Origin of the sequence: Microbacterium sp. CFBP 8794 (assembly GCF_014841235.1) — a bacterium.
In the GTDB taxonomy this organism is placed as follows: domain Bacteria; phylum Actinomycetota; class Actinomycetes; order Actinomycetales; family Microbacteriaceae; genus Microbacterium.
Genome location: NZ_JACYTT010000002.1, coordinates 284,540 through 305,948 on the forward strand (window position 1 = coordinate 284,540; position 21,409 = coordinate 305,948).

Genomic DNA, 21,409 nt, shown 5'->3' on the forward strand with positions numbered 1-21,409 from the left:
TGCGAAGCGGGTCAGCGTCCGGCGCGCACCCCCGCGGGTTGACGGGTCGCGATCGGCAGCGGGGCGATGCCCGCCGCGGTGAGCGTGAGCCCATCGGCGCCGCTGGCGTCGTGCATCATCTGGTCGACGAGTTCGCGGTCGATGGCGGGTTCGCGTCCCCCGTAGAACTGCATGACGAGCGCGTTGGAGGCGTGGATCCAGAGGCTGGCCTGCCGAACGCCCTCGTTCACCGGCAGCTGGAGCATGAAGCCCTCGTTGCGGCGGAGCTTGTTCATCACGACGATGCGGAGATGGGCGAGGATGCGGTCGTCGATATCGAACGACGCGCGGTCACGGTAGATGAGGCGTCCCACGGCGGGTCCATTTCCGGCGCGACGAAGCGCACCTGTTGAGCAAGGGCGGGACCACGCCGGGAAGCGAGGCAATGCGGGGACTTCTATTGTGCCACCCGGATCGGGGGTGGGGCGCGTTCGGGCGAGGCCATCCACGGGCCGGGCGTGTTGTGTCAGAACTCGCTCTTGACACGCGCACCACCCCTGTTAGATGGTTACTTAGTCAAGTAGGTAACCAACAGACGGAGGTCGCATGATCGACGACGGCCGAGCGCTGTTCCTCCAGATCGCCGAGAGCGTCGAGGACGCGATCGTCGACGGTTCGCTGGCCGAGGAGAGCCGTGCGCCCTCCACCAACGAACTGGCGGCATTCCACCGCATCAACCCCGCCACCGCAGCGAAAGGAATCACCATGCTCGTCGACAAAGGCGTGCTGCAGAAGCGACGCGGCATCGGCATGTTCGTCGCGGTCGGAGCACGGGAACAGCTCCTGGGCGAGCGTCGCTCGGCATTCGCCGACCGCTTCGTCGAGCCCCTCCTCACCGAGGCCCGCACGCTGGGCCTCGGCCCCGACGATCTCGCCGACCTCATCCGCGAGCGCGCGGCGCTCGGCTCCTCCCCCGCCCACACCAACGAAGGGATCGCCCGATGACCGCTGTGATCGAGGTCGCCGGCCTCCACAAGCGCTACCGTGACGCCGCCGCCCTGAACGACGTGTCGTTCCGCATCGAGAAAGACGCCATCTACGGCTTGCTGGGGCGTAACGGCGCCGGCAAGACCACCCTGATGTCGATCCTGACCGCGCAGAACTTCGCCACCGAGGGGCGCGTGCGCGTGTTCGGCGAGGACCCGTACGAGAACCCGCGGGTGCTGTCGCGGATGTGCTTCGTGCGCGAGAGCCAGAAGTATCCCGATGACGCCAAGCCCGCCCACGCTTTTGCGGCCGCGAAGATCTTCTTCCCGAACTGGGACGACGAACTCGCCGCCGATCTCATCCGGCAGCTCCAGATCCCCGTGACTCGAACCATCAAGAAGCTGTCGCGCGGTCAGCTCTCGGCCGTGGGAGTGGTCATCGGGTTGGCATCGCGCGCCGAGATCACCTTCTTCGACGAGCCGTACCTCGGACTCGACGCGGTGGCCCGTCAGATCTTCTACGACCGTCTGCTCGAGGACTACTCCTCCCATCCGCGCACGATCATCCTCTCGAGCCACCTCATCGACGAGGTCGCCAACCTGCTCGAACGCGTCATCGTGCTCGACGGCGGCCGCGTGGTGATGGACGAAGACACCGACGCCGTGCGGGAGCGGGCAGCGACCGTCGTCGGAGACGCCGCCGCCGTCGACGCCTTCTGCGCGGGCCGTGAGGTGCTGCACCGGGAAACGCTCGGAGGCGTCGCCTCGGTCACGATCCTGGGCGCCCTGACCCCGGTCGATCGGCGCGCCCTCGCCGAGGCGCGGCTCGAGGTCTCGCCCGTCTCGCTGCAGGAGTTCATCGTCCGAGCCACCCCGCACGCGGCGAGCGCGTCGGCCGCCACTCTTCCGGAAGGAGCGCTGCGATGAACCGCGCGCTGAACGTCGTCCGTCTGCAGCTCATCAACCGCCAGACCTTCGTCTGGATCCCCCTGATCATCCTGTTCGGCTCTCTCGCCATCAGCCTGCTGCTCTACGGCATCATCCAGTCGGCGGGGGCGCGCGGCGTGATGATCAGCGGCGGGGTGCAGGCGCCCCTGTGGTACTTCGGCGTCATCGGGGCCCAGTCGCTGACGCGGACGTTCCCGTTCTCGCAGGCGATGAGCGTCACCCGTCGCGACTTCTTCGCCGGCACCCTCCTGACCGCTGCGCTGACGGCGGCGCTGCTGTCGGTGGTCTTCGTCCTCGGCGGCATGATCGAGCGGGCGACCAACGGCTACGGGATGAACGGGTGGTTCTTCTACATCCCGTGGGTGTGGGAGGCCGGTCCGCTCGCCGCGGGGGTCGCCTACTTCGCCCTGGCGATGTTCTTCTTCGTCATCGGTTTCTGGGCCGCCACCGTGTTCAAGCGCTTCGGCGGCCTGGTCACCACGGTCACCCTGGTCGGCGTCGGCCTGCTCCTCGTGCTCGTGGTGTGGCTGATCACGGTGACACGGTCGTGGCAGGGGGTGGCCGACATCGTTCTCGCGCTCGGCGCCCTCGGCATCGCGGTCTGCGGGATCGTGCTCACCGCGGTGCTCGCGACGTCGTCGTTCGCGACGTTGCGACGCGCCGTCCCCTGACCCGGATGCGATCGGGCCGGACCGTCTCGGCGGCCCGGCCCTTTCGCGTTCCCGCGCGGGCGGCGAGCCCCGGCGGCGAGGCGAATCCCCAGCTACGCGGGAGCGGCCTCGGTAGCATCGAAGGGATCTGCGATCACCCGACCCACGAGAGAGACAACCCCGTGAGCCCTCACCGCACCTCCACCGACCAGGAGGGCCGATCTTCGAGCCCCCTCTTTCCGAGAGGGGGTGAGATCTGATGCTGGCTGCGGCCCTGACGCTCCTGGTGGGCGTCATCGTGACTCTGGCGATCATCGTGGCGTGCGGCTTCTTCGTCGCGCAGGAGTTCGCGTACATGTCGGTCGACCGCTCGCGCATGGCGGCGTTGGCCGAGAAGGGTGACGCCCAGGCGAAGCGCGTCCTCGGCATCACCAAGCGCACGTCGTTCATGTTGTCGGGCGCGCAGCTCGGCATCACCGTCACCGGTCTGCTGATCGGCTACGTCGCCGAACCGCTCATCGGTGAATCTCTCGGGACGCTGCTCGGCGGGATCGGGATCGATCCGGCCGTCTCGGTGCTGATCGGCACCGTCGGTGCCCTGCTGCTCGCCACGATCGTGACCATGATCTTCGGTGAGCTGTACCCGAAGAACCTCGCCATCGCCGACCCCGAGCCGCTGGCGCGCGCCCTCGCCGTGCCGACGCGCATCTACCTCCTGCTGTTCGGCTGGTTGATCTCGGTCTTCGACCTCGCCGCCAACGCCCTGTTGCGGGTGCTGCGGATCGAGCCGCTCGAAGACGTCGACGAGAGCGCGACCGCGCGCGACCTCGAGGCCATCATCGAGGAGTCCCGCGCGAGCGGTGACCTGCCCGACGATCTGTCGATGATCATCGACCGCATCCTCGACTTTCCGCACCGCGACGTCGAGCACGCGATGATCCCGCGTTCCCAGATCGATTCGGTCACCCCCGAGACCACCGTGGGCGAGGTGCGCGCCCTGATGGCCACCGGGCACACCCGCTACCCCGTCATCGGTGACGAGGACTCCCCCGTCGGCGTCGTCGAACTCATCGACGTGCTGCGCGAGAACCCGTCGGACGAGACCCCTGTGGCCGCCGTCATGCGCGCCGCGGTCGTGCTGCCCACCTCGATGCTGCTCCCCGTCGCGTTGGATCGCATGCGCCAGACGCGCAATGAACTGGCGTGCGTCGTCGACGAGTACGGCAACTTCGACGGCATCCTGACCATCGAGGACCTGACCGAAGAGGTCATCGGCGAACTCTCCGACGAACACGACGTCGAGGTCGCCGAGGCCGCCTCGGTCGGCGACGACGCGTGGAGCGTTCCCGGCGATCTGCATCTCGACGAGCTCGAGCGACTCATCGGCCACGACCTCACCCAGGGCGACGTCGAGACGGTCGCCGGTCTCGTCATCGAGACGCACGGCGATCTTCCGACCGTCGGCGTCATCGTGCGCGTGGATCTGCCCGAGCGTGCGTCCGAGACGGTGCAGGGTCTCGACATCGAGCGCTGGCTCGCGATCGAGGTCGTGGAGGTCGACCGGCACGTGCCCTCGCAGCTGAAGGTCGACCTGCACGAGGTGGACCGGGATGCCGAGCCTGCCGACGACGTCGTCGCGATCGACCGGGAGGTGGCCCGATGAACGGCTGGACCATCGCTCTCATCACCACCGCGCTCATCGTCGCGAGTGCGTTCTTCGTGATCGTCGAGTTCGCGCTGCTCGCCGCCCGGCGTCACCGGCTCGAAGAAGAGGCAGCGACAAGCGCCTCAGCGCGTGCTGCCCTGCGCGGCGTCAACGAGCTGACCGTCATGCTCGCCTTCGCGCAGTTGGGCATCACCGCCTGCACGTTCCTGCTCGGCGCGATCACCAAGCCGGCCATCGATTACGCCCTGGCACCCGTGCTCGAGCAGTGGGGACTTCCTCCCGTCCTGTCCGGGGTCATCGCGTTCATGCTGGCGCTCATCGTGGTGACGTTCCTGCACCTGGTGATCGGCGAGATGGCGCCGAAGTCGTGGGCGATCGCCCACCCGGAGACGGCGGCGAAGGCCACCGGCATCCTGGCCCGCGCCCTCACCTGGCCGCTGCGCCCGTTCCTGCTGTGGATCAACCACATCGCCAACCGCCTCGTGAAGGCCTCGGGCGTGGAGCCCGTCGACAAGGCCGCCGCCGGTGGGCAGGATGCCGACACGATACGCGAACTCGTCGCCCACTCGCGTCGGGCGGGCACGCTCGAGAAGCAGTACTCCGAGCCGATCGCGCAGGCGATCGCGCTGGGGACGCTGACGGTCGGCGACATCGTGCGCACCGATCGCACGCCGACGTCGGTCGCCGCGGATGCGACGGTCGCCGACATCCAGGCGGTCGCCGCCTCGTCGACGCACCTGCGCATCCTCGTCGGCGCGGGTGCGACCTCGCGCGTCGCCCACGTGCGCGACACGCTCACCGTCGACCCGACGACCCCGGCGCTCGAGATCGCGCGCGAGCCCCTGGTGCTGGAGCCGTCGGCGTCGGCGTACGACGCTCTGGCGCGCATGCGGCGCGGTCGCGTGCAGTTGGCGACGGTCGTCGACGGCGAGCGGTTGATCGGGGTGGTCACCCTCGACGACCTTTTGCGCGAGATCCTGCCCGGCGCGGGGGAACTCGTTCCGCTCGCACGGTAGGTGGTGCGGGTCCCGCTTCGCGCTGGGCGGAGCGGGACCGTTGCGCCACTCGTCGTGAGCGGTTGGCGCGCATGCGACCACTTCTCGTATCGAACCCGCCCGACCAGTGACTACCGTCCTGTCCGGGAGATGGTTCGGCAGCCCACGCGACGGTGTGAGGGCAGAGAAAACGCCCTCCGATCATGCGCGGCCTGACGGAGGGGAACGTAGGGCGGGTGGGACTTGAACCCTGTCCACGGATGCGGCACGGCGCGAAAACCGCGGAAATACGCCCCATCGGGGCTCGGCAGAGCACATCGGAAAACGACGGTGGACGGTGAGCCTGTGGGCAGAATGTGGGCAGATCAGCTCGCGTGCCGACGGCTTATTTCAGCCCGACCGGCATCCCGTCGACGGCGGATACGCCGCACCAGCATGGGTTTGGCCTCGAGCGCCTCGGCCGTATCGATCGCCCGGTGCAGGAGCTGGAAGTACCGCGCTGGTGGGGTGTCGAACCGCGCGCGGATGGCGATGTCTTTCCGGCTCGACCAGCGGGGCCACTGCTCCTCGAAGTCGAGCAATTCGATCGTGTCGATGCTCGTCATGATGACCATGATGCTCGGGGGGTCCGACATTCGGGATGTCGGAGGTGGCGCGTAGCCTGTTTCCTGGCCGGGGAAGGGGACCGGTCTATGGGTTCGACGAAGGTCAGCGATGAGAAGATCGCGAAGGCGGCGGCCGCGGTCGCGCCGGTGACGCTCCCCCCGCAGGCGTGGGGGCCGGCGCAGGTCGAGTGGTTCGACTCACCGCGGCCGGTGTGGGTGTGGGTCTCGTGGCCGAACCGTGCAGCGGAACGATGTGAAGGCTGGGCCATCGGGGCTACTGATCGCGTCGTCATCGTGAACGTGCCCTGCGACGGAGGCCACTGGCAACCCGTCGTATGGCGGAACGCCGTCACCGTCCGGACAGCATGATCGGACCGGGGTCTCCGTCCGACTTCTTCACGACCCACCCGCAGTCAACGCATCCGTTCTTCTCCCGGTTGTCGATGACGGTTACCCACCGGTGCGCGCAGTAGGTTCCCCCGGACACCTCCCACGCAGTTCGGATGACGTTGAACTCCTGTGTCGTCGGCATGCCGCCACCGTAACGACGAAATGCCCCCGGCGTCACCTCCGAAGAGGGACGCCGGGGGCGTTGTCGTGCTGGCTAGCTGGCGCGACGCTCAGACCCCATCACCTCGCCGTCGACGATGTCCGGGAGTCGCTCGCCGTTGATCGTCACGTTGACCACCGTGATTCCGCGCAGGTCGGCGTCGCCGAACATGAACCGTCCGAGCTGTCGCTCACGGTCCGTGAGGCCTGAGATGGTGCTCCAACTGATGGGCTTCGATTCTGACACTGGAGTGCATCCTCTCCGCCCCCCTTCGAGACCGAAGCTACTCTCAGTGCCGAGCGTCGGGTAGGGGGTATCTCCGAAGAGGGATGCCGGGGGCGTTATGTCGTGCAGGGTCAGGCGGCGGTGTCGTACAGGGCGATCTCCGCGATGCGGTGGGTGCCCGCGCCGGCGTCGGAGTAGATGCCAAATGCTTCGACCGTGCCGTTGGGGATGTTCTCGGTCGTGGCGGTGGCGTCGAGCGAAAGCCCCGAGGGAATCGGGACCGGTTGGGTGCCGGCGAAGTGGGTGGGCGGCAGGTAGCTGCCCTCCACGAGCATCGGCTTCTTGAGGTCGAGCTTGTCCGCTGCCACCCAGGGCACACCATCACCCGCAGCGCGTACGAACAGGCGTGCTCGCACCGCGCCTGCCGGCGCGGTCGCGACGTAGCTCGTCCGCACCTGACCGAAGGCGTTAGCCGTAAGCTGCGTAGCCGGGCCATTGCGGGAGCCGATCACGACGCCGTCTGCATTCACGAACTGCACCTGCAGGATCACCGTCTGATTCTTCGAGCAGCGCACCGGCAGCCCAGCTGAGTACGACTTGCCTGGCGTCACCAGGTTGTCGCCCGAGACGATGACACCCCCGGAGACGTCCGTCGATCCCGTCGTCCACGTCGTGCGCCAGAAGGGCTCACTGTCGGCCCCACCAGCGGGCTGCGGGGCACCGGACGCAGCAGCACCGGTGCCCGGAACCGAGATGAACGACGAGCCCGACCCCTGCGGGTCGGCCATCAGGTTCGTCATCAGCACTGGTGTCGCGTCGCCGGGGGCGAGGGTCAGCTTCCGCCAGATACCCGCCTCGAGCCCGAGCGCAAGGATCTTCTGCTCCGCGGTGGTCGCCCACGATGTGCCGGACGCGCCGTCCTTGCTCATCGCCGCGGTCTGGTGGGTGGCGTACCACTGTCCGCCCACGCACAGCACGAACCGCACTTGGGCGGTCATGGCGGAAGAGTTGAGCAGCAAGCGAACTCGCCGGAGCTGCGAGGCCCGGAACGACTTCTCCGTGGGGAAGAACGCCAGTCCGGGGGTCTCCGCCGAACGGAACAGGAAGTCGCGCCCCGACGCCTGAGACGTGCCGTTGAGCCGCCACCCGTTGCCGGTGGTGAGGTCGTGCGTCGGGGTTCCCGCGGTGCCCTCGTAGCCGCGGAGGCCGAGCAGGGACAGGGGGCGGGTGCCGTTGGCGTCGCGGATGTTGAAGTCCAGCCAGGTGAACGGCTGCACCACGCCGAGCTGCTTCGACAGGCGGCGCTGCAGCTGAATCTGCACGCCCATGATCTCCTCCGGAGTGAGCGCCCGATTGAAGAAGGCGAGGACCGCGAGGCTGCCTTTCATCATGTTGATCGGGAGAAGTGCCCCCGTGTCCAGGCGGTTCGTCGCACCGCCGATGGAGAAGTCCTTCGGTGTCGACGATCGGTTGAGGCCCTTGTCGAGCGGATACGGGTTCTTACTGACGGTGAGCTGTAGGCCGTCGGGCTCGGTGAACGACGGGTATGAGTCCGTGAGTCCGTCGAGGTAGGCACGGATCTGCTGCCCGTCGTAGGTACCCGCGATGGTTCGGAGGATGTCGTAGCCGTCGGCGGCCCCGAACAGGGGGCCGTGGTGGCGAGCCGTGGCACCGTAGTTGACGTTGTAGGGGTAGAACGGCGTAGCGCCGTCCTGGGCTCCGATGTGAGGGCTGACCCGGAAGGCGCCCCCGTAGGCGGGAGCGTTGTCGTAGAGGGCGAACTGGCGCGATGGCTGGAACGAGCCCTCGCGGTGAACACCGCCCACGCACCAAATACCGGAGTCCTTCTTGTTCTTCACCATCGCGATCGCCGTGACCTGGTCGCCATACTGTGCGAGGTCGAGGATTCCCGGGTCGTTCTCCAGCGCGAACAGGGTCGCCCCGTCCAACTCGAGCATGGGCCCGAACGGTCCGAGCTCGGTCGACTTCGCGTGCACCCCGTTGCGCAGCGGCACGGTGATGGAGCGCATACCCGCGTCGGATGTGACGCTGCCGGTGCCGGCCGCCTCTCCGAAGGTGAATGCGGCGACGAGCCCACGCGGCCACGAAATCTCCGGACGACCGAACACGGTGTCCATCGTCCCGCGGGTCACGGAGGTGGGGGTTTTAACGAGCGTCGCCGTGCCGGTGTCGGTGGGTCCGGGGGGCAGGAGGATCTCTCCGGCGAGGGTCTTGGTCACGTCAGTCCTTCCTGAAGAAGCGGATCACCGTGTCGCCGTTCGGCTTGGTGAAGGGGGTGAAGTCGACGCCCCAGTCGCCGACGGCCGCGCCCGGCGGGAAGTCGTCGAGGCCGGTGAGATCCCAGAGCGCTGCCGAGGTCAAAGGTGAGGGAGCGAGTCCTAAGAAGCGCAGCAGCTCGCCGTCCAGCGGCGTGATGCCGGCAGGGACGACGTACGGGCCGACCTCGTAGTCGTTGACCAGGCGGTCCCCGTCGAAAACGCGCACGCGTGTCGTGTAGGTGTGCGTCGGTCCTGCCGTCGGGTCGACGGGGTCGCCCGTCGCCGGGTCCACCCATCCGGCGAGGTAGGTGCTCGGCACCTCGATGACTGCTTCCACCCCGACCGGGGGCGTGCGCACTTCCCCGGCCGGGAAGAACGGTTCCGCCGTCTCCGCCCACACGAGACTGCGCGACGCGCGCGTCTCCGTCTCGATACGCAGAGGCCGGGTCGTCTCCATTTGCAGAGCCCGGCCCCACACGATCGTGCGGAGGGGGATGTACGGCGGGTACGGGGACTCAGCCATGAGGCGGTCTCCTCTCTATCGGCGCACGCGCCGAAGTCGATAGCGTGTGCACCATGAGAGTGCGCAGTTTCTTCATCGCCGACGGCGTGGACGATCCCGAGTTTGGCTCGACCTCAGCTTCGGGACTGTCGAGCCAGATCGTCGCTGCCAGTAGCGTGCCGTTCGGCCGTGAATGGTTCTTTGTCTTCCAGGTAGAGCACGAGGACGCCGGCGACTCAGCGACCTTGCGTCTGTGCGTCCACCAGGTCGGGGCTGCGTGGGACGAAATTGGGACAATCCCTGTCGACGTGGCGGTCGACTTCGAGCCATTCGCTGACGGGACCCTCTACAGATGGATCACAATTCCGCTGCCATTCACGTTCACAGCGTTCGGGTTCTTCGAGTTCGGCTTGTTCAGAGGTGACGAGTCACTCGCGACCACCAAGCTCGGCATCCGCGAACTCGCACGCTGACACCGAGGCGATAGGGGCCGCGCATCGATGCGGTCGGGTGGACGATGAGACCGACACCGTTCGTCTTGTTCACGAGTGCGCGCGGCGTTCCCTCACTCATCAGTCGCCTCCGCCGTGTTGAGCGCCGCGATCTTCGACGGGAGGTCGGTCGCGAAGTCGAGCAGTTGCGCGGCGGTGAGCGCCTGGGCGGGCTCGGGGCTGATCGGGGTGAGGGTCTCGCCGTCGTCATCCACCAGGACTGGCTGAACAACAACGTGCAGGATACGAACGGTCACGGGGTCTCCAATTAGGTGTTGGCGTGGATGAGGCCGAGCTCGATGAGCGTGCCGATGATTTTGTTGGTCGCGTCCTGCATCGCGGCGGGGTCCGCGCTCGTGAAAGGAATGCGAGGCTGACGCCCGGTGGGGGTCTTGCCGAAGAAACCGAGCCCGCCGTTGCCGTGTAGCTCGAGGATGGGCGCGTTGGCTTTCCCGTAGAACGCGGCGAGTGTCCCGGGGTTGGTGATGGACGCGTCCACCCGCATCACCATGAGGGCGCCGGCGGCGTTCTTGGCGGTGACGAAGTCGAACAGTGATGCGTCGGAGCGTTGCGCGGCGAACATGCCGACCCCGGTGGCGCTGGGGTGGTTGTCGAGGTAGAGCCCCACCCCGCCGGCCTTGTTGGCGAGATGCAGAGCGGTCGTCGCGCCCCAGTCGTTGCCGAGGCCGACGAGATAGGGGCCGGTGAAGCCGGGGCCGTTGGAGGCGTGGAACGCGGCGAAGGCGCCTGCGACTCCCGTCCACTCAATGAGCGGGGCTGTGTTGTTGCCGACGCCGAGGATGCTCGCCACCGGGAACACCGACCGCAGCGCGTCGCGAACTGGCCCAGCACCGTTGATGAGCGGAGCCACGGTTGCCGCGACGTCGGCGCGCGGGAGCAGGAACGACCGCAGCGCCGTGTTCGTCGCCGACCCCTGAGCGGTCGAGTAGGTGGCGAATGCAGCGTCCGCGGGGAGGGCGTTGACGCCGGGGAGTCCGCGAGGTGCGTACACGTCGAGGAGGGTGATCTCCCCAACCTTCCGGGTGAGCACCCGGCCCTGCTCTCCTGCGGGGATGGACACGAAGTCACCCGCGCTGACCGAACCGGCCGGCCCGACGGGCCCGCGGTTGTTGGCGATCTTCGCCACGCCAGAAGGCAAGCTCATGAGGGTTCCTTCCATCCGATGTCACCGGTCACGGTCTCGATGTACAGACCGGGCGGGGTGTTGGCGGGCCACGGCGGGCCGTAGAAGATCGCGGATGCGGGGACGTCGCCCATCGTGCGGATGTCGCCACCACCAGCGACGGCAGTGAACTCCCACTCCGAACCCCACGCGGCGATCTCCTGACCGGACTGGGTGGTGGTGAGCCAGTCGACGACGAGCCGATACCGGGTTGCCGGTGCGGTGTCGACCGACGCGACGAGGTCGAACGACCCGAACCCGGAGGCGTCCAGGGTGACGGGGACGTCGCGGGCGGCGAGCATCCCGTCCGGCCCCGACGCGTCCCGTACGGGCCGGATGCGGGCGCGGGGTACAGCACCAGGGAAGGGCGACCCCGAGAAGTCGGTCACGCGCATCGTGTACGGGTAAGTAGCCATGCGGCGACGCTCCTCTCAGCCCTCACCCGTGGGTGACGGCACAGGGGTGGGAATGTGGGAGTAGAGAGCGGCGGCGGCCCACACGAAAGAGGACCGCCGCCAGGAACCGGATCATTCGTTGTGCGCGCCGGGATCGCGGTAGCGCGCCGTGTGCGGGTCGGCGGGCGTAGGGACGAGGACGGGAGGCATTTCGGTCGTCACGGTCCCGCCCTCGAAGTACGCGACACCCTCCACGCGGATGGAGGTCCCCTTGGTCGGGTCGGCAGGCAGCGTGGCGAGAATGAGGCGCACGAGCGAGGTGAGCGCGGCGAGGGCGGCCGCCTGCAGGGCGAACGCCCAGTCGACGTCGGTGATGAGCACCGCGCCGACGAAGCCCGCGGCGAGGGACTGGGCGAACGTCTTCACGACGCGCTCGACGGCGGCGAGCCACCAGGGCAGGTGCACGCCCTCCACCTCGGGCAGGCCGGCGAGGCTGGTGACGATCGACGCGAGGAACGCGAGCGCCGCGGTGAGCAGCAGCGTCACCCACGGCACCTCGGCGATGAGCGACCCGGCGAGGTAGGGCACGGCGACGGCGAGGGCGGTGTACGCGGCGCGCATGCCGGCGTCCTTCCACCACAGCGGGTTGGTCAGGTTTGAGAGCTTCACGGGGGGTGTCCTTTCAAGACGAAGACCCCGGGGGCCCGGGGTTGGGAATGGCGAGGTCGTCCCCGCCAGCGAGGTGGAGGATGCCGAGCTTCTCGAGGATTGGCTCCGGCAGCCCGGGCATCGGCCCCTGCCTGTTGCGGATGTTCCACAGCCAGAGCTGCGTCTCACGCGATCGGATCGCGTCGTTCATCTCGTGGGACTCGTCGCTCATCCGCTTGACGATGAGGCCCATCTCGTCGAGATCGCCTTGCATCTTCGCTACGGCAGCGGCGACGCGCTGGTCGACTACGCCATCGACGTACGCCTGGAACGCGGCCTGACCCTTGAGGAACGCATCGGCGGCGTTGGCTTCGACCTCGGCCTCAGCGACCTCGGTCTCAGCCTTCTTCCCCCGGAGGAGGAAGTACGCTCCGAGGATGGTCGCGGCGCTGCCCCCGAGGGCGGATACGACTGGGGTCAGCCACTCCATTTGCGCCCCTTCCGCGTGCGGCGGGCGCGGCGTTCACGACCCAGGCGCACGAGATTCCAGAGGGGCAGCGCCAGGAGTCCGGAGAACGCACCGGCAGTGAGTGCACGGCCAGCGCTTCCCTCGCCGACGAGCGCCCACAGAGCGCCCGCGTAGGCGCCGAGGATGAGCAGCACGACGAGTTTCCCCGCCGCCTCCGCCACCCACAGTCGGGGGAACACGACACCGAACAGCGCACTCGTGCCGCCGACGAGAAGTGCCCACCCGGCGACCGCGGAGATGAGGTGGTTGTGCACGAGGTCGAAGCTCGGCATCCCGCCCGCGAGGGCGGCGACGCCCATGACGATCAGAGCGACGTCGAAGAGGGGCAGCACCACGCGTTTGAGATCGCGTGAGATCTGCCCCTCGATGACGGGAATCGCTTCGGGATGCCAGATGCTCGCCCGCCACATGCGAGCGAACACAGCTACTTCCCGTCGGTGATGTCGCGGTAGCCGGCGATCGTGAACGGCGCCTGATCCCCACCCAGGGTGGGGATGCCCTGCGCGTTCAGCCAGTCGACGTAGGCATTCACCTCAGCGTCGCTGGACAGTCCGGTGTAGGCGTTACGCTTCGTGCCGGCACCGTGATCGAGCACCCACGTCGTGCGGACGCCGTTCTCGTCGACGACTCGCGCGACGACCACATCGCGGCGATCGTGGATCTCCGCCTGCAGCTTCGTGATGCTCGCGATGATCTCGTCTTTTGCAGCCATGAGTTCGTCCTCCTCAGACGGTGTAATGGTGCCGGCCGGCGCGGGCGCGCCAGCTCGGGGGTTCATGTCGATGACGTGCCATGGCTCGTCGGGGTACCCACGGCGGGGCTCGATCATCCCGGGGGTGAGTCCGACCGCCCAGCAGTCGGCGTAGAACGCGGCACGGTCGCCGCCGTAGACCCATGACCAGTTCGAGAAGTCGATCGCGAGAGTCTCGCGGCCCTCCCAGAACCCGCCGTGCGACGAAGCTCCCGGGGTGGCGGCGAAGATGCCATGGATGCGGCGTGCGATCTCCTGCGCCCATAGGGGTCGGTACGTGCTCCAGCCGTCGCCGGGCGAGAGGCGCCGGCCAGTGTGGAGGAACGCGAGGGCGATGAGCGCAAGCACCCGCGCGTAGGTCCCTGGGGTGAGGCCCCAGTACCAGTTGCGGTCGGTGTCGTTGTAGCCCCGCTCGAAGATGACGAGGTCACCCTCCGGGATGTTGCCGTTGCGCCATGCCATGCAGGCACCTCTCTTTCCATATTGCATGTAGGTACAGATGTAGGTACAGTGTCGGCATGGCCCCGACACCACTCAGGAACGTCCGCATCTCGGACGAGATCTGGCAGGCGGCCAAAGACCGCGCCGACCAGAACGGCGACAACCTCAGCGACGTCATCCGACGCGGGCTCGAGGACTACGTGAACGGAACGGACGAACGATGAAGCGCACAGCCCTCGCCGCCACCGCGGTCGCCGCCCTGCTCCTCCTCGCTGGGTGCACGAGCACCACGACGACGGAGACGGTCACCGTCACCCCCGGTTCGAGCGGCGCGTACGGCGCTGGTAACACCACCGTCGAGGTCGAACCGCTCACCGCAGAGACGCCCGCCGCCCTGGATTTCGAGGCGACTTACCTCGAGATCGTGCGAGCCGAACTCCGACCGGACAACGTCATTCCGAACGCCACGGACGAGCAACTCCTTGAGGCTGGCCGCAAGGCATGCGAAGAACTCGCGGCTGGGACTCCGAGCGATCAGATTTCGGTCATCGAAGGGGAGCCCGCGAACGGTCTCGGCTACTTCTCGGACAGCGGAACAATCATCACGGCCGCGGCCACCACTCTTTGCCGCTAAGCGCCGGCGATCACGCGTAGGAGCAGACCGCTCGAATCGATGACCGCAGCGCCGAGGAAACTGTCGGGCACGTCTGCCTGAGCGATGGTGCCCGCGCCTGTCACGCGGATGCCTGCAGGGCCAACCGCAAGCGAACGGCCACCCGCGACGAGGGTGACGCCGGACAAGTTGAAGATGATCTGACGGTCGCCGTCGTAGACGCCGAGGAACCCCGTGCCGGCGTTGATGGTGCGGCCGTCGCCGAACTCGATCTGACCGCCGTTCACGTCGGGGTTGATCGTCATGCCGCCGGCTTTGATCTTGCCGTCCTCGATGATGATGTTGCCGACGGTGATCTTGCCCGACCCCGTCACCTCGACGTCGCCCGTGACGGTCATCGTGCCCGTGAGGTCGACGTCGCCGCTGATCTCCACCGGCCCGGAGATCTCGACGCGACCCGTGATTGTGCCGTCCCCGGTCAACGACCACGGGCCGGCCACGGTGAACTCGCCGGTGACGGTGGAGGTGCCGTCGACCTGCAGGGTGCCCACGATTTCGACACGACCACCGGAGTCCACCCGCAGCAGCCCGCCGATGAACCGCATGCGGCCGTTGCTGATGGACGAGTTCTCGAGCATTGCACCGCTCTCGAGGCGGTCGACGCGGAAGATCAGACGACGAATCCACCAGAACGCGTCGGAGAGGTCACGAAGCTGCATTCTGCACCTCCGTCTTGAGCTCGCGTCCGTTGCTCCCGGACACCTTGATCACTCGTAGCGAGTGCACGGTCGGCGTCTCGAGCACCCACCCGCTTCCGGGCAGGGCAAGCATCGGAGGATTTTCATCGCTGATCGTGAACGACCCGACGGTCCACTGGGTGACCGGCCCGGAGTTTGCCTCGTAGTACCGCGTCACGGCGGCCTGCAACGCGTCGCCAGTCAGGTCGGGGAACGACTCTTTGGTGTCCCGGATCGGGCCAGCGGGCGAGCCAGCCCAGCGGGTCTCCTGGTCATGCCCGGTGCCGTTTCCGACGCCGAGGATGCCGGTGACCTGGCGGCGCCAGCTCTTCCGACGCTTCACCCCGGATAGGGGGCTGTCGTCCGCTTTGAGCTTGAATACCGTGCTCCCGTAGACGATCGGGGTGCCGACCACGACTCGGAATCGAATGTCCCGACCGCCGGGGCTGTAGACCTGCAGGAACGTCTCACATCCGGTTCGGTCCTCGATCTGCTTGAGGATGTCGGAGATGCGAAACTTCTCCCAGAACCTCCACGTGCCGCCGACATCACCCGCACCGTCCGGGGGAAGGTCCAGCGGGTACTTCCACTCCGGACCCCACTGCATCATCCGCTCGAACACAGCGCGGACCGCGCCGGCCGCGGACCGGTTCGCGATGGTCAGCGTGGAGTCCTTGTCCGCGAGCACTCCGTCGATCATTCGCCAGTCGGCCTCCCGGATGAGGTCGGACGCTGGCACCTTGACTTTCCCGGTGTCGTAGTCGATCTCGTTTTCGTCGATCTTCTGCGCGTAGATGGGGGTGTCCCCCCACCACCGGACGAGGAGTCGACTGTTCCCCTCGAACGTCTGGTCGATCTGCTCCTCGGTCCAGGGTTCGTCGGCGTCACCCATCACGAATGTTTCGGTGCTGGTGCCGTCGCCGGCGAGGCTTGTGGACCAATCCGACTCGGCGGGCTGCACGTGCGAGCGGAACGTCCCGGTGATGGAGTCGTTCACGGTGAGGGACCACTCGGTCACGGTGCCTCCTCAGATCCAGGTGGGGTCCAGCAGGATGCGTCCGGGGACGGACAGGGAGTGCTCCCACTCGGTCCCGTTCGGTACGGCCCAGAGGGGGCCCGTTCCGGCGTCTTGCAACCACACGCCGTCGCGGTAGACGCGGCCAGTGCGGGTTTCGAATCGATGCAGTCCCCCAGCAGGGACGCCCGAGACGGTGAACGTGCCGGCGGGTGAGGTCACGCTCCACGCGGACGGCGCGTCAGGGATTTCGACGGTGGGGTGGGCGGGATAGTTTCCCCGCGACTCGACCTTCACCGTGCCACCGGGCGCTAGTACCGGGTACGCCTCCGTCGCCCCGTACTGGCGGGGGTCGGCCGCATGGAACTGCACCATGAACCGGCCGTAGAAGTGCTCCCCGACACGACGCTGCTCATTGACACCTTCCGCGGCGATGACCCGGACGAAGCTGATGCGGGTCTTCCCGCCGACGTTGTGCGTCAGCGGGAACCGCTCACCCGATGCGCCCCACCCGTTGACGGAGTCACACTGGCGCTGCAGATCATCCTCGGAGGACCCGATGATCACCCCCGGCTCGATGGTGATGATGCGCGACGGCAGCCGCACGGGGACGTCATACTCCCCCGCCGACAGGGGCCGAGAGAGCGCCTCACGGCGTCGAGCGGGCAGACCCTGCATGCCCTTCAATCCATTCGGCCCGATGAACAGGCCCGTCCGATGTGCGGAGGAGGGGACGCCGCGAACGACGCGCCCCTCCCCGTGAATCTCGACCACGCTCACACGCCCACCGCTTCCGCTATCGCCTCTGCCCGATGGCTCACCGCCTCGATCGCGTCGGTCGGGTCCATCGCAGCGAACTGGTTGATCTGCTGGAAGGCCGGACCGCGGTCACCTTCGGTCGTTGCCTGGGCGCTCCGCGCCTGCGGCGAGATCGCTGATGCGGGCGGAACGGCCGACAGGGCGACCATCGCGCGCTGAACTACGGTCGACGAGTCGGTGACGCCGAGCGCCATTCCTTCGCCGACCATCTGGCCGACTTCGGTGCGGAACACCCGCGAGGGCGACTGGATGCCGAGGGTGTCCTTGGCCCAGCCGATGACGCCGTCGAAGAACCCGCCGACCTGCTCCATGAGCCAGCCGCCCATGCCGGAGATGCCCTCCCAGAATCCGCGGACGACGTCGGCGCCCGCGTCGAGCAGCCAGGTGCCGGCGTTGCCGATGGCGCCCATGACGGTGTCGAAGATGCCGCCGACGAACCCGCCGATCTGAGCGATCGCGCCGGAGACGGCGCCGACCATCCCGTTCCAGATGCCGGCGAAGAACCCGCTGATCGCGGACCACACGCCGTTCCACCAGTCGGACATCGCCTGCACGGGCCCCTGCACGGCTCCGATGACGGCCGCGATGATCGGGACGAGGAACGCGACGAGCGCGTTCCACACGCCGGTGAAGAAGTCCACGACCCCGGTCCACACGGCCACCCAGAAGGCCCACAGCCCGGTGAAGTAGCTGACGACCATGCCGACGATGAACTCGACGATCGGCGCTAGGAAGGCGACGATCGCGTTCCACACGGTGGTGACGACGGAGACGATGCCGTTCCAGATCGTGACCAGCACCGCGGCCATGACGAGGATGATGTTTATCCACGTCTCGACGTACACCCGGATGAGGGTGGCGATGAAGTCAAAAATCGGCCCGAGGAACCCGGAGACGTTGTTCCACACCGTGGTGACGACGTCGACGATCCCGTTCCACACGTCCGTGAAGAACGACGCGAGCGCCGTGAACACCGTCGTCGCGACGGAGACGATGTTCGCCCACGCCTCACCGAGGAAGCGGGTGAACTCACCCCAGATCGCCTGACCGAGCTCGGTCTGCGTGAAGAACCACACCAGCCCCGCCACCAACGCCACGATGGCGGCGATGATGAGCCCGATCGGGTTCGCGGTCATGGCGGCGTTGAGCAGCCACTGCCCGGCCGCCGCGACACGGGCTGCCGTGTTCGCCGCGATCGTCGCGATCGTGCCGCGCGCAGTGGCGGCCGTGTTGACCGTCGTCGCCGTGGTGGCCGCGCTCGTGGAGCCTGCGGCCGCGGCCTTCGCGATCGCGAGCTGCCGCTCGATACGCACCGAGTTGTTGCGCATGACGTTGTTCGCGAAGTACACCGGCGTCGCCGCGAGCTCCCCGGCGCGCAGCGCGAGGGTGGCGTTGGCAACGGCCGCGGAAGCGACGCGCCAGGCGATGAACCCGGCGACGATCAGCGGCATGAACTGGATGATGGTGTCGACGTTGTCGGCGAGGAACGACAGCACCTGCGTGAGCACGGTGATACCGCTCGCGGCGAGCTTGCCGATCGCCTCACCGATTTTCGGCATCTGACCGGCGAACGACGCGAACGCCGGCTGCAGCGTCGCGAGGGACGCGCCGACGGATCCGATGGAGGTCGAGACGCCCTCGACTCCACCGCTGCCGCCGCGGAACGCGTCGAACATGCTGCGCACGACACCCGCGATGCTGGCGAAGACGTCGTGCGCGATGCGCAGGCCCTGCACGACACCGTCGGGCAGGAGCGTCTCGTTCTCGGTAAACCCGGTGAGCAGGAGATCTTTGACGTCGACGGCGCCGAGGTAGAACTCGCGGATGCCGTTGACGATGGCAGAGAAGTCGATGGAGTCGACCCATGCGCCCATCGCTGCCATCGCGGGCCCGATGCGCTCGGAGAGGGACGCGGCGAAGGGCTTGAGCGACTCGGCGGCGCGGTCGACTGCGTTGGCGATCGTCGTGAACAGCGACGGCGCGTTGTCCACGCCGGACTGCACGAACATCGCGCCGAGGCGGGAGAACGCCGCGCCGATGTTGGCGAGCGCGCCGCGCGCGGTGGTGCCCGACGATAGGGCGGCCCCACCGACAGCCGACTCGAGAGCGGTCTGGAAGGCGGCGAAGTCGACCTCGCCGCGAGACACCATGTCTGCCGCTTCGTCGGCGGTCACACCAAACTGGTCAGCCACGGCCTGCAGAAGGGGAATGCTGCGGTTCTGAAACTGCTGCATCGTGTCGGTCGTGAGGCGCTGGTTCGTCGCGACCTTGTTGATGATCTCGCCCATCTCGGAGAGGGGCTTTTTCGCGATCGTCGCGGAGTCGGCGGTGAGCTTGAGTGTGCGGGTGAGCGCTTCGCCGGGGGCGATGCCGGCGGCGACGGATGACGCGGCGATCTGCGCCGACTGGTCGAGCCCGAACGCGGTGCCCTTCACCGATGCGAGGGCGGATTCCATGATCGTGCCGACAGACTCGGCCGAGTGGCCCAGACCGGTGAGCTGCGCCTTCGCGTCCTGGATGTTCAGCGCACGGCTGAGGCCCTGTCCGCCGATCGCGGCGACGCTGGCGGTTGCCGCGGCGACGCCGACGGCGATGCCCGCGCCGATGCCGCGCGCCGCGGCGCCGAAGGCTGCCTTGAAGCGGCCTCCGGCTTCCGAGGCGGTCGTGTTGATCTGGTCGAGCACGTCGCCCCGGAAGCCGGGGAAGGTGGGGCTGATGGGGACTTCGCCCGCGCCGACAATCGTCATCAGCACCCCCGTGTGGATCAGTGAGCGAACGCGGACCGCGCCTTCAGCTCGGCGCGCAGCTCGGCGCGTTCTTCCGGCGTGACGTCGACCGCCTGCGTGTCAGGCCAGGGGGTCGGCAACTCCACCGGATCGGGGTGGGTCGTCGTGTCGCGGTTGGCGTTCATGAACGCCGTGGCGTGCGTCCAGGCGAGGAACTCGCCGTAGGTGACGGTGTGCTTCCACCCCGCGACGGACGCGTTCGTGTGCGACCCGAACTCACGCTCGAGCTCGGCGACGTAGTCGAGCGCCTTCCGATAGGAGAGGGATCGACCGATGTCCTCGAGCTCTAGGCGGAGGTAGCGTCGGAAGTCGAAGCGGACTGCCCCTCGGTGTCTTCCGACGAAGACGTAGAGGGCGAGGATTCCCCCAGGCCGGCTCCCATCCGCTTGCCGACCTCTTCGGCGTAGCGCATGAGCATGGCGAACGCCTTCGCACCGTCGCGCATGTTGACGATCTTGTCCCGGTCCTCGGGCCAGAGGATCTCGTCGCGGAGGTACTTCGGGAGCAGCTTCTCGTCGATCTCGTCCATGTTCATGAACAGCTCGAGGCGCTCGATCGGGATGCGCAGGTCGAGGGAGACCTCCCCCTCGGGGGTCTGGCACTTCAGGTGGTCTTCGACGACGAAGAAGTCGGGCTTGGGGCCGGGCTCGGGCTTCGCGCGCGGCGGGCGCTTCGTGACGGTCTTGTCAGCGGTGGTCATGATGGGCCTTTCGGTTCGCGATGGGCGGGGTGGGTGCGACTGCTGGCCGGGGTGCCCATCACGGCCCCGGCCAGCAGGTAGGTCACGCGCGGGTGTACGCGCGCGCCGTCGACGCGCCGGCGGGGCCGGTCACGACGATGGGAGCGGAGCCGGCGGAACCGGCGGGCAGGGCGGCCTTGATCTGCGTGGACGAGGTCACCTGGAACAGCGGCGACTCGACGCCACCGAACGTCACCGACGTCGCACCGTAGAAGTTGGTGCCGGTGATCGTGACCGTCTCGCCGGCGCCCTTCGCGGTCGGCAGGGCCGATGTGATGGTGGGAGCGACCGTGCTGACGGGCGGGATCAGCCACTCGCCGACGTGCTCGTTGTTCAGGCGCGGCGAGCGGCGCAGACCGAACGTCAGCTCGAGGCCGCGGACCTTGCCGCGCTCGGACTTGTCCATCTTCGCCTTCATCAGGAAGACGTCCGCGACGCGGCGCACGATGACGCCGCCCTTGAAGATCTCCTCGGTGAAGACGGAGAGATCCTGGACGTAGCCGCCGGCGTCGATGGTGAGGTACCCGTTCGCGTCGGGCGTCTTGCCCCACGCGATCTTCCGGGCGAGGCGGTCGTACTGGGCGAGCTTGACGACGAGCGTCGGCTCGGACAGGCCGCTGGGGATCGAGTAGCCCTCCTGGAAGAACTTCTGGCGGTCGCCGTCGGGTTCGAGCATCCACTCGAAGCCGCCGTCCTCGGTGAGCAGACCCGCCTTCTCGAACGCGGGATCGAGGCTGAGGGACTGGGCGGCGCCTTCGGCCGCGGTAGGGAAGGTCGTGCCTCCCGGGGCGATGCCGAGGGACCCGGTGACCGGGATACCGACGGCGGAGATGTCGTTGCCGAACGCGTCGACCATGCTGGTGCTCCTTCGAAGCGG

General features: G+C 67.8%; 28 protein-coding genes. 8 read left to right on the plus strand and 20 right to left on the minus strand.

Going from position 1 to position 21,409, the window contains the following annotated elements; all coding sequences use genetic code 11:
- Positions 1-11 precede the first annotated feature (11 nt).
- Positions 12-353, minus strand: coding sequence for a DUF7882 family protein (locus IFU19_RS05015; protein ID WP_070407949.1), 342 nt, complete (start codon positions 351-353; stop codon positions 12-14).
- Positions 354-585: 232 nt separating this feature from the next.
- Here IFU19_RS05015 and IFU19_RS05020 point away from each other — a divergent pair, with 232 nt between their 5' ends.
- The 5 genes from IFU19_RS05020 to IFU19_RS05040 all read left to right on the plus strand — a co-directional run bounded on the left by IFU19_RS05020 (position 586) and on the right by IFU19_RS05040 (position 5,245).
- Positions 586-984 (plus strand): GntR family transcriptional regulator, encoded by a 399-nt coding sequence (locus IFU19_RS05020; protein WP_055837101.1) that lies wholly within the window; start codon positions 586-588, stop codon positions 982-984.
- Complete coding sequence (locus IFU19_RS05025) at positions 981-1,892, plus strand: ATP-binding cassette domain-containing protein (protein WP_055837098.1); 912 nt, start codon at positions 981-983, stop codon at positions 1,890-1,892. The genes IFU19_RS05020 and IFU19_RS05025 overlap by 4 nt, the downstream gene beginning before the upstream one ends.
- Positions 1,889-2,584, plus strand: coding sequence for a hypothetical protein (locus IFU19_RS05030; RefSeq protein ID WP_191915057.1), 696 nt, complete (start codon positions 1,889-1,891; stop codon positions 2,582-2,584). The genes IFU19_RS05025 and IFU19_RS05030 overlap by 4 nt, the downstream gene beginning before the upstream one ends.
- A gap of 238 nt (positions 2,585-2,822) precedes the next feature.
- Complete coding sequence (locus tag IFU19_RS05035) at positions 2,823-4,226, plus strand: hemolysin family protein (protein WP_192013072.1); 1,404 nt, start codon at positions 2,823-2,825, stop codon at positions 4,224-4,226.
- Positions 4,223-5,245, plus strand: coding sequence for a CNNM domain-containing protein (locus IFU19_RS05040; protein ID WP_191915055.1), 1,023 nt, complete (start codon positions 4,223-4,225; stop codon positions 5,243-5,245). The genes IFU19_RS05035 and IFU19_RS05040 overlap by 4 nt, the downstream gene beginning before the upstream one ends.
- Positions 5,246-5,589: 344 nt before the next feature.
- Here IFU19_RS05040 and IFU19_RS05045 read toward each other — a convergent pair whose 3' ends face one another.
- The 5 genes from IFU19_RS05045 to IFU19_RS05065 form a co-directional block, all read right to left on the minus strand.
- Positions 5,590-5,829 (minus strand): DUF3263 domain-containing protein, encoded by a 240-nt coding sequence (locus IFU19_RS05045; protein ID WP_192013073.1) that lies wholly within the window; start codon positions 5,827-5,829, stop codon positions 5,590-5,592.
- A 349-nt stretch (positions 5,830-6,178) separates the two neighbouring features.
- Entirely contained in the window at positions 6,179-6,361 is a 183-nt protein-coding gene (locus IFU19_RS05050; RefSeq protein ID WP_192013074.1) for a hypothetical protein, read from the minus strand.
- A gap of 72 nt (positions 6,362-6,433) precedes the next feature.
- The gene (locus tag IFU19_RS05055) at positions 6,434-6,625 is read right to left on the minus strand and encodes a hypothetical protein (protein WP_192013075.1); all 192 of its coding nucleotides are present in this window, start codon (positions 6,623-6,625) and stop codon (positions 6,434-6,436) included.
- A 110-nt stretch (positions 6,626-6,735) separates the two neighbouring features.
- A complete protein-coding gene (locus tag IFU19_RS05060) occupies positions 6,736-8,844 on the minus strand; it encodes a hypothetical protein (RefSeq protein WP_192013076.1) in 2,109 nt (702 codons plus the stop codon).
- Position 8,845: 1 nt separating this feature from the next.
- A complete protein-coding gene (locus IFU19_RS05065; protein WP_192013077.1) occupies positions 8,846-9,406 on the minus strand; it encodes a hypothetical protein in 561 nt (186 codons plus the stop codon).
- Between the two features lie 53 nt (positions 9,407-9,459).
- On the opposite strand from IFU19_RS05065, the gene IFU19_RS05070 reads away from it, so the two are divergent.
- Positions 9,460-9,858, plus strand: a complete 399-nt coding sequence (locus IFU19_RS05070; protein ID WP_192013078.1) for a hypothetical protein — start codon at positions 9,460-9,462, stop codon at positions 9,856-9,858.
- 92 nt (positions 9,859-9,950) lie between these two features.
- On the opposite strand, the gene IFU19_RS05075 is transcribed toward IFU19_RS05070, so the two are convergent.
- The 7 genes from IFU19_RS05075 to IFU19_RS05105 all read right to left on the minus strand — a co-directional run bounded on the left by IFU19_RS05075 (position 9,951) and on the right by IFU19_RS05105 (position 13,844).
- On the minus strand, positions 9,951-10,133 hold the full coding sequence (locus tag IFU19_RS05075) for a hypothetical protein (RefSeq protein ID WP_192013079.1): 183 nt from the start codon (positions 10,131-10,133) through the stop codon (positions 9,951-9,953).
- An 11-nt stretch (positions 10,134-10,144) separates the two neighbouring features.
- A complete protein-coding gene (locus IFU19_RS05080) occupies positions 10,145-11,041 on the minus strand; it encodes a hypothetical protein (RefSeq protein WP_192013080.1) in 897 nt (298 codons plus the stop codon).
- Positions 11,038-11,475, minus strand: coding sequence for a hypothetical protein (locus tag IFU19_RS05085; protein WP_192013081.1), 438 nt, complete (start codon positions 11,473-11,475; stop codon positions 11,038-11,040). Before IFU19_RS05085 ends, IFU19_RS05080 begins: the two co-directional genes overlap by 4 nt.
- A 111-nt stretch (positions 11,476-11,586) precedes the next feature.
- Positions 11,587-12,123, minus strand: a complete 537-nt coding sequence (locus IFU19_RS05090) for a holin (protein WP_199858601.1) — start codon at positions 12,121-12,123, stop codon at positions 11,587-11,589.
- Between the two features lie 13 nt (positions 12,124-12,136).
- The gene (locus IFU19_RS05095) at positions 12,137-12,592 is read right to left on the minus strand and encodes a hypothetical protein (protein WP_192013082.1); all 456 of its coding nucleotides are present in this window, start codon (positions 12,590-12,592) and stop codon (positions 12,137-12,139) included.
- On the minus strand, positions 12,580-13,053 hold the full coding sequence (locus tag IFU19_RS05100; protein WP_192013083.1) for a hypothetical protein: 474 nt from the start codon (positions 13,051-13,053) through the stop codon (positions 12,580-12,582). The genes IFU19_RS05095 and IFU19_RS05100 overlap by 13 nt, the downstream gene beginning before the upstream one ends.
- A gap of 2 nt (positions 13,054-13,055) precedes the next feature.
- The gene (locus IFU19_RS05105) at positions 13,056-13,844 is read right to left on the minus strand and encodes a hypothetical protein (RefSeq protein ID WP_192013084.1); all 789 of its coding nucleotides are present in this window, start codon (positions 13,842-13,844) and stop codon (positions 13,056-13,058) included.
- A gap of 56 nt (positions 13,845-13,900) precedes the next feature.
- Here IFU19_RS05105 and IFU19_RS05110 point away from each other — a divergent pair, with 56 nt between their 5' ends.
- Positions 13,901-14,047 (plus strand): hypothetical protein, encoded by a 147-nt coding sequence (locus tag IFU19_RS05110; protein WP_192013085.1) that lies wholly within the window; start codon positions 13,901-13,903, stop codon positions 14,045-14,047.
- Positions 14,044-14,457, plus strand: a complete 414-nt coding sequence (locus IFU19_RS05115) for a DUF732 domain-containing protein (RefSeq protein ID WP_192013086.1) — start codon at positions 14,044-14,046, stop codon at positions 14,455-14,457. The genes IFU19_RS05110 and IFU19_RS05115 overlap by 4 nt, the downstream gene beginning before the upstream one ends.
- On the opposite strand, the gene IFU19_RS05120 is transcribed toward IFU19_RS05115, so the two are convergent.
- The 7 genes from IFU19_RS05120 to IFU19_RS05150 all read right to left on the minus strand — a co-directional run bounded on the left by IFU19_RS05120 (position 14,454) and on the right by IFU19_RS05150 (position 21,388).
- The gene (locus IFU19_RS05120) at positions 14,454-15,155 is read right to left on the minus strand and encodes a polymer-forming cytoskeletal protein (protein WP_192013087.1); all 702 of its coding nucleotides are present in this window, start codon (positions 15,153-15,155) and stop codon (positions 14,454-14,456) included. The genes IFU19_RS05115 and IFU19_RS05120 overlap by 4 nt on opposite strands.
- Positions 15,142-16,191, minus strand: a complete 1,050-nt coding sequence (locus tag IFU19_RS05125; RefSeq protein ID WP_192013088.1) for a hypothetical protein — start codon at positions 16,189-16,191, stop codon at positions 15,142-15,144. Before IFU19_RS05125 ends, IFU19_RS05120 begins: the two co-directional genes overlap by 14 nt.
- 9 nt (positions 16,192-16,200) lie before the next feature.
- Positions 16,201-16,968, minus strand: a complete 768-nt coding sequence (locus IFU19_RS05130) for a hypothetical protein (protein ID WP_192013089.1) — start codon at positions 16,966-16,968, stop codon at positions 16,201-16,203.
- Positions 16,965-19,754 carry a tape measure protein gene (locus IFU19_RS05135; protein WP_192013090.1) on the minus strand — a complete coding sequence of 930 codons (2,790 nt, stop codon included), beginning with the start codon at positions 19,752-19,754 and terminating at the stop codon, positions 16,965-16,967. Before IFU19_RS05135 ends, IFU19_RS05130 begins: the two co-directional genes overlap by 4 nt.
- A 17-nt stretch (positions 19,755-19,771) precedes the next feature.
- Complete coding sequence (locus IFU19_RS05140) at positions 19,772-19,918, minus strand: hypothetical protein (protein WP_192013091.1); 147 nt, start codon at positions 19,916-19,918, stop codon at positions 19,772-19,774.
- 161 nt (positions 19,919-20,079) lie between these two features.
- Positions 20,080-20,493 carry a hypothetical protein gene (locus tag IFU19_RS05145; protein ID WP_192013092.1) on the minus strand — a complete coding sequence of 138 codons (414 nt, stop codon included), beginning with the start codon at positions 20,491-20,493 and terminating at the stop codon, positions 20,080-20,082.
- An 82-nt stretch (positions 20,494-20,575) separates the two neighbouring features.
- A complete protein-coding gene (locus IFU19_RS05150; protein WP_192013093.1) occupies positions 20,576-21,388 on the minus strand; it encodes an IPT/TIG domain-containing protein in 813 nt (270 codons plus the stop codon).
- Positions 21,389-21,409: the final 21 nt, after the last annotated feature.

Coding starts and splice junctions, on each gene's coding strand:
- IFU19_RS05020 (WP_055837101.1), top strand. CDS start 586: ATGATCGACGACGGCCGAGCGCTGTTCCTCCAGATCGCCGAGAGCGTC.
- IFU19_RS05025 (WP_055837098.1), top strand. CDS start 981: ATGACCGCTGTGATCGAGGTCGCCGGCCTCCACAAGCGCTACCGTGAC.
- IFU19_RS05030 (WP_191915057.1), top strand. CDS start 1,889: ATGAACCGCGCGCTGAACGTCGTCCGTCTGCAGCTCATCAACCGCCAG.
- IFU19_RS05035 (WP_192013072.1), top strand. CDS start 2,823: ATGCTGGCTGCGGCCCTGACGCTCCTGGTGGGCGTCATCGTGACTCTG.
- IFU19_RS05040 (WP_191915055.1), top strand. CDS start 4,223: ATGAACGGCTGGACCATCGCTCTCATCACCACCGCGCTCATCGTCGCG.
- IFU19_RS05045 (WP_192013073.1), bottom strand. CDS start 5,829: ATGACGAGCATCGACACGATCGAATTGCTCGACTTCGAGGAGCAGTGG.
- IFU19_RS05050 (WP_192013074.1), bottom strand. CDS start 6,361: ATGCCGACGACACAGGAGTTCAACGTCATCCGAACTGCGTGGGAGGTG.
- IFU19_RS05065 (WP_192013077.1), bottom strand. CDS start 9,406: ATGGCTGAGTCCCCGTACCCGCCGTACATCCCCCTCCGCACGATCGTG.
- IFU19_RS05070 (WP_192013078.1), top strand. CDS start 9,460: ATGAGAGTGCGCAGTTTCTTCATCGCCGACGGCGTGGACGATCCCGAG.
- IFU19_RS05080 (WP_192013080.1), bottom strand. CDS start 11,041: ATGAGCTTGCCTTCTGGCGTGGCGAAGATCGCCAACAACCGCGGGCCC.
- IFU19_RS05085 (WP_192013081.1), bottom strand. CDS start 11,475: ATGGCTACTTACCCGTACACGATGCGCGTGACCGACTTCTCGGGGTCG.
- IFU19_RS05095 (WP_192013082.1), bottom strand. CDS start 12,592: ATGGAGTGGCTGACCCCAGTCGTATCCGCCCTCGGGGGCAGCGCCGCG.
- IFU19_RS05105 (WP_192013084.1), bottom strand. CDS start 13,844: ATGGCATGGCGCAACGGCAACATCCCGGAGGGTGACCTCGTCATCTTC.
- IFU19_RS05110 (WP_192013085.1), top strand. CDS start 13,901: ATGGCCCCGACACCACTCAGGAACGTCCGCATCTCGGACGAGATCTGG.
- IFU19_RS05115 (WP_192013086.1), top strand. CDS start 14,044: ATGAAGCGCACAGCCCTCGCCGCCACCGCGGTCGCCGCCCTGCTCCTC.
- IFU19_RS05120 (WP_192013087.1), bottom strand. CDS start 15,155: ATGCAGCTTCGTGACCTCTCCGACGCGTTCTGGTGGATTCGTCGTCTG.
- IFU19_RS05135 (WP_192013090.1), bottom strand. CDS start 19,754: ATGACGATTGTCGGCGCGGGCGAAGTCCCCATCAGCCCCACCTTCCCC.
- IFU19_RS05140 (WP_192013091.1), bottom strand. CDS start 19,918: ATGAACGCCAACCGCGACACGACGACCCACCCCGATCCGGTGGAGTTG.
- IFU19_RS05145 (WP_192013092.1), bottom strand. CDS start 20,493: ATGACCACCGCTGACAAGACCGTCACGAAGCGCCCGCCGCGCGCGAAG.
- IFU19_RS05150 (WP_192013093.1), bottom strand. CDS start 21,388: ATGGTCGACGCGTTCGGCAACGACATCTCCGCCGTCGGTATCCCGGTC.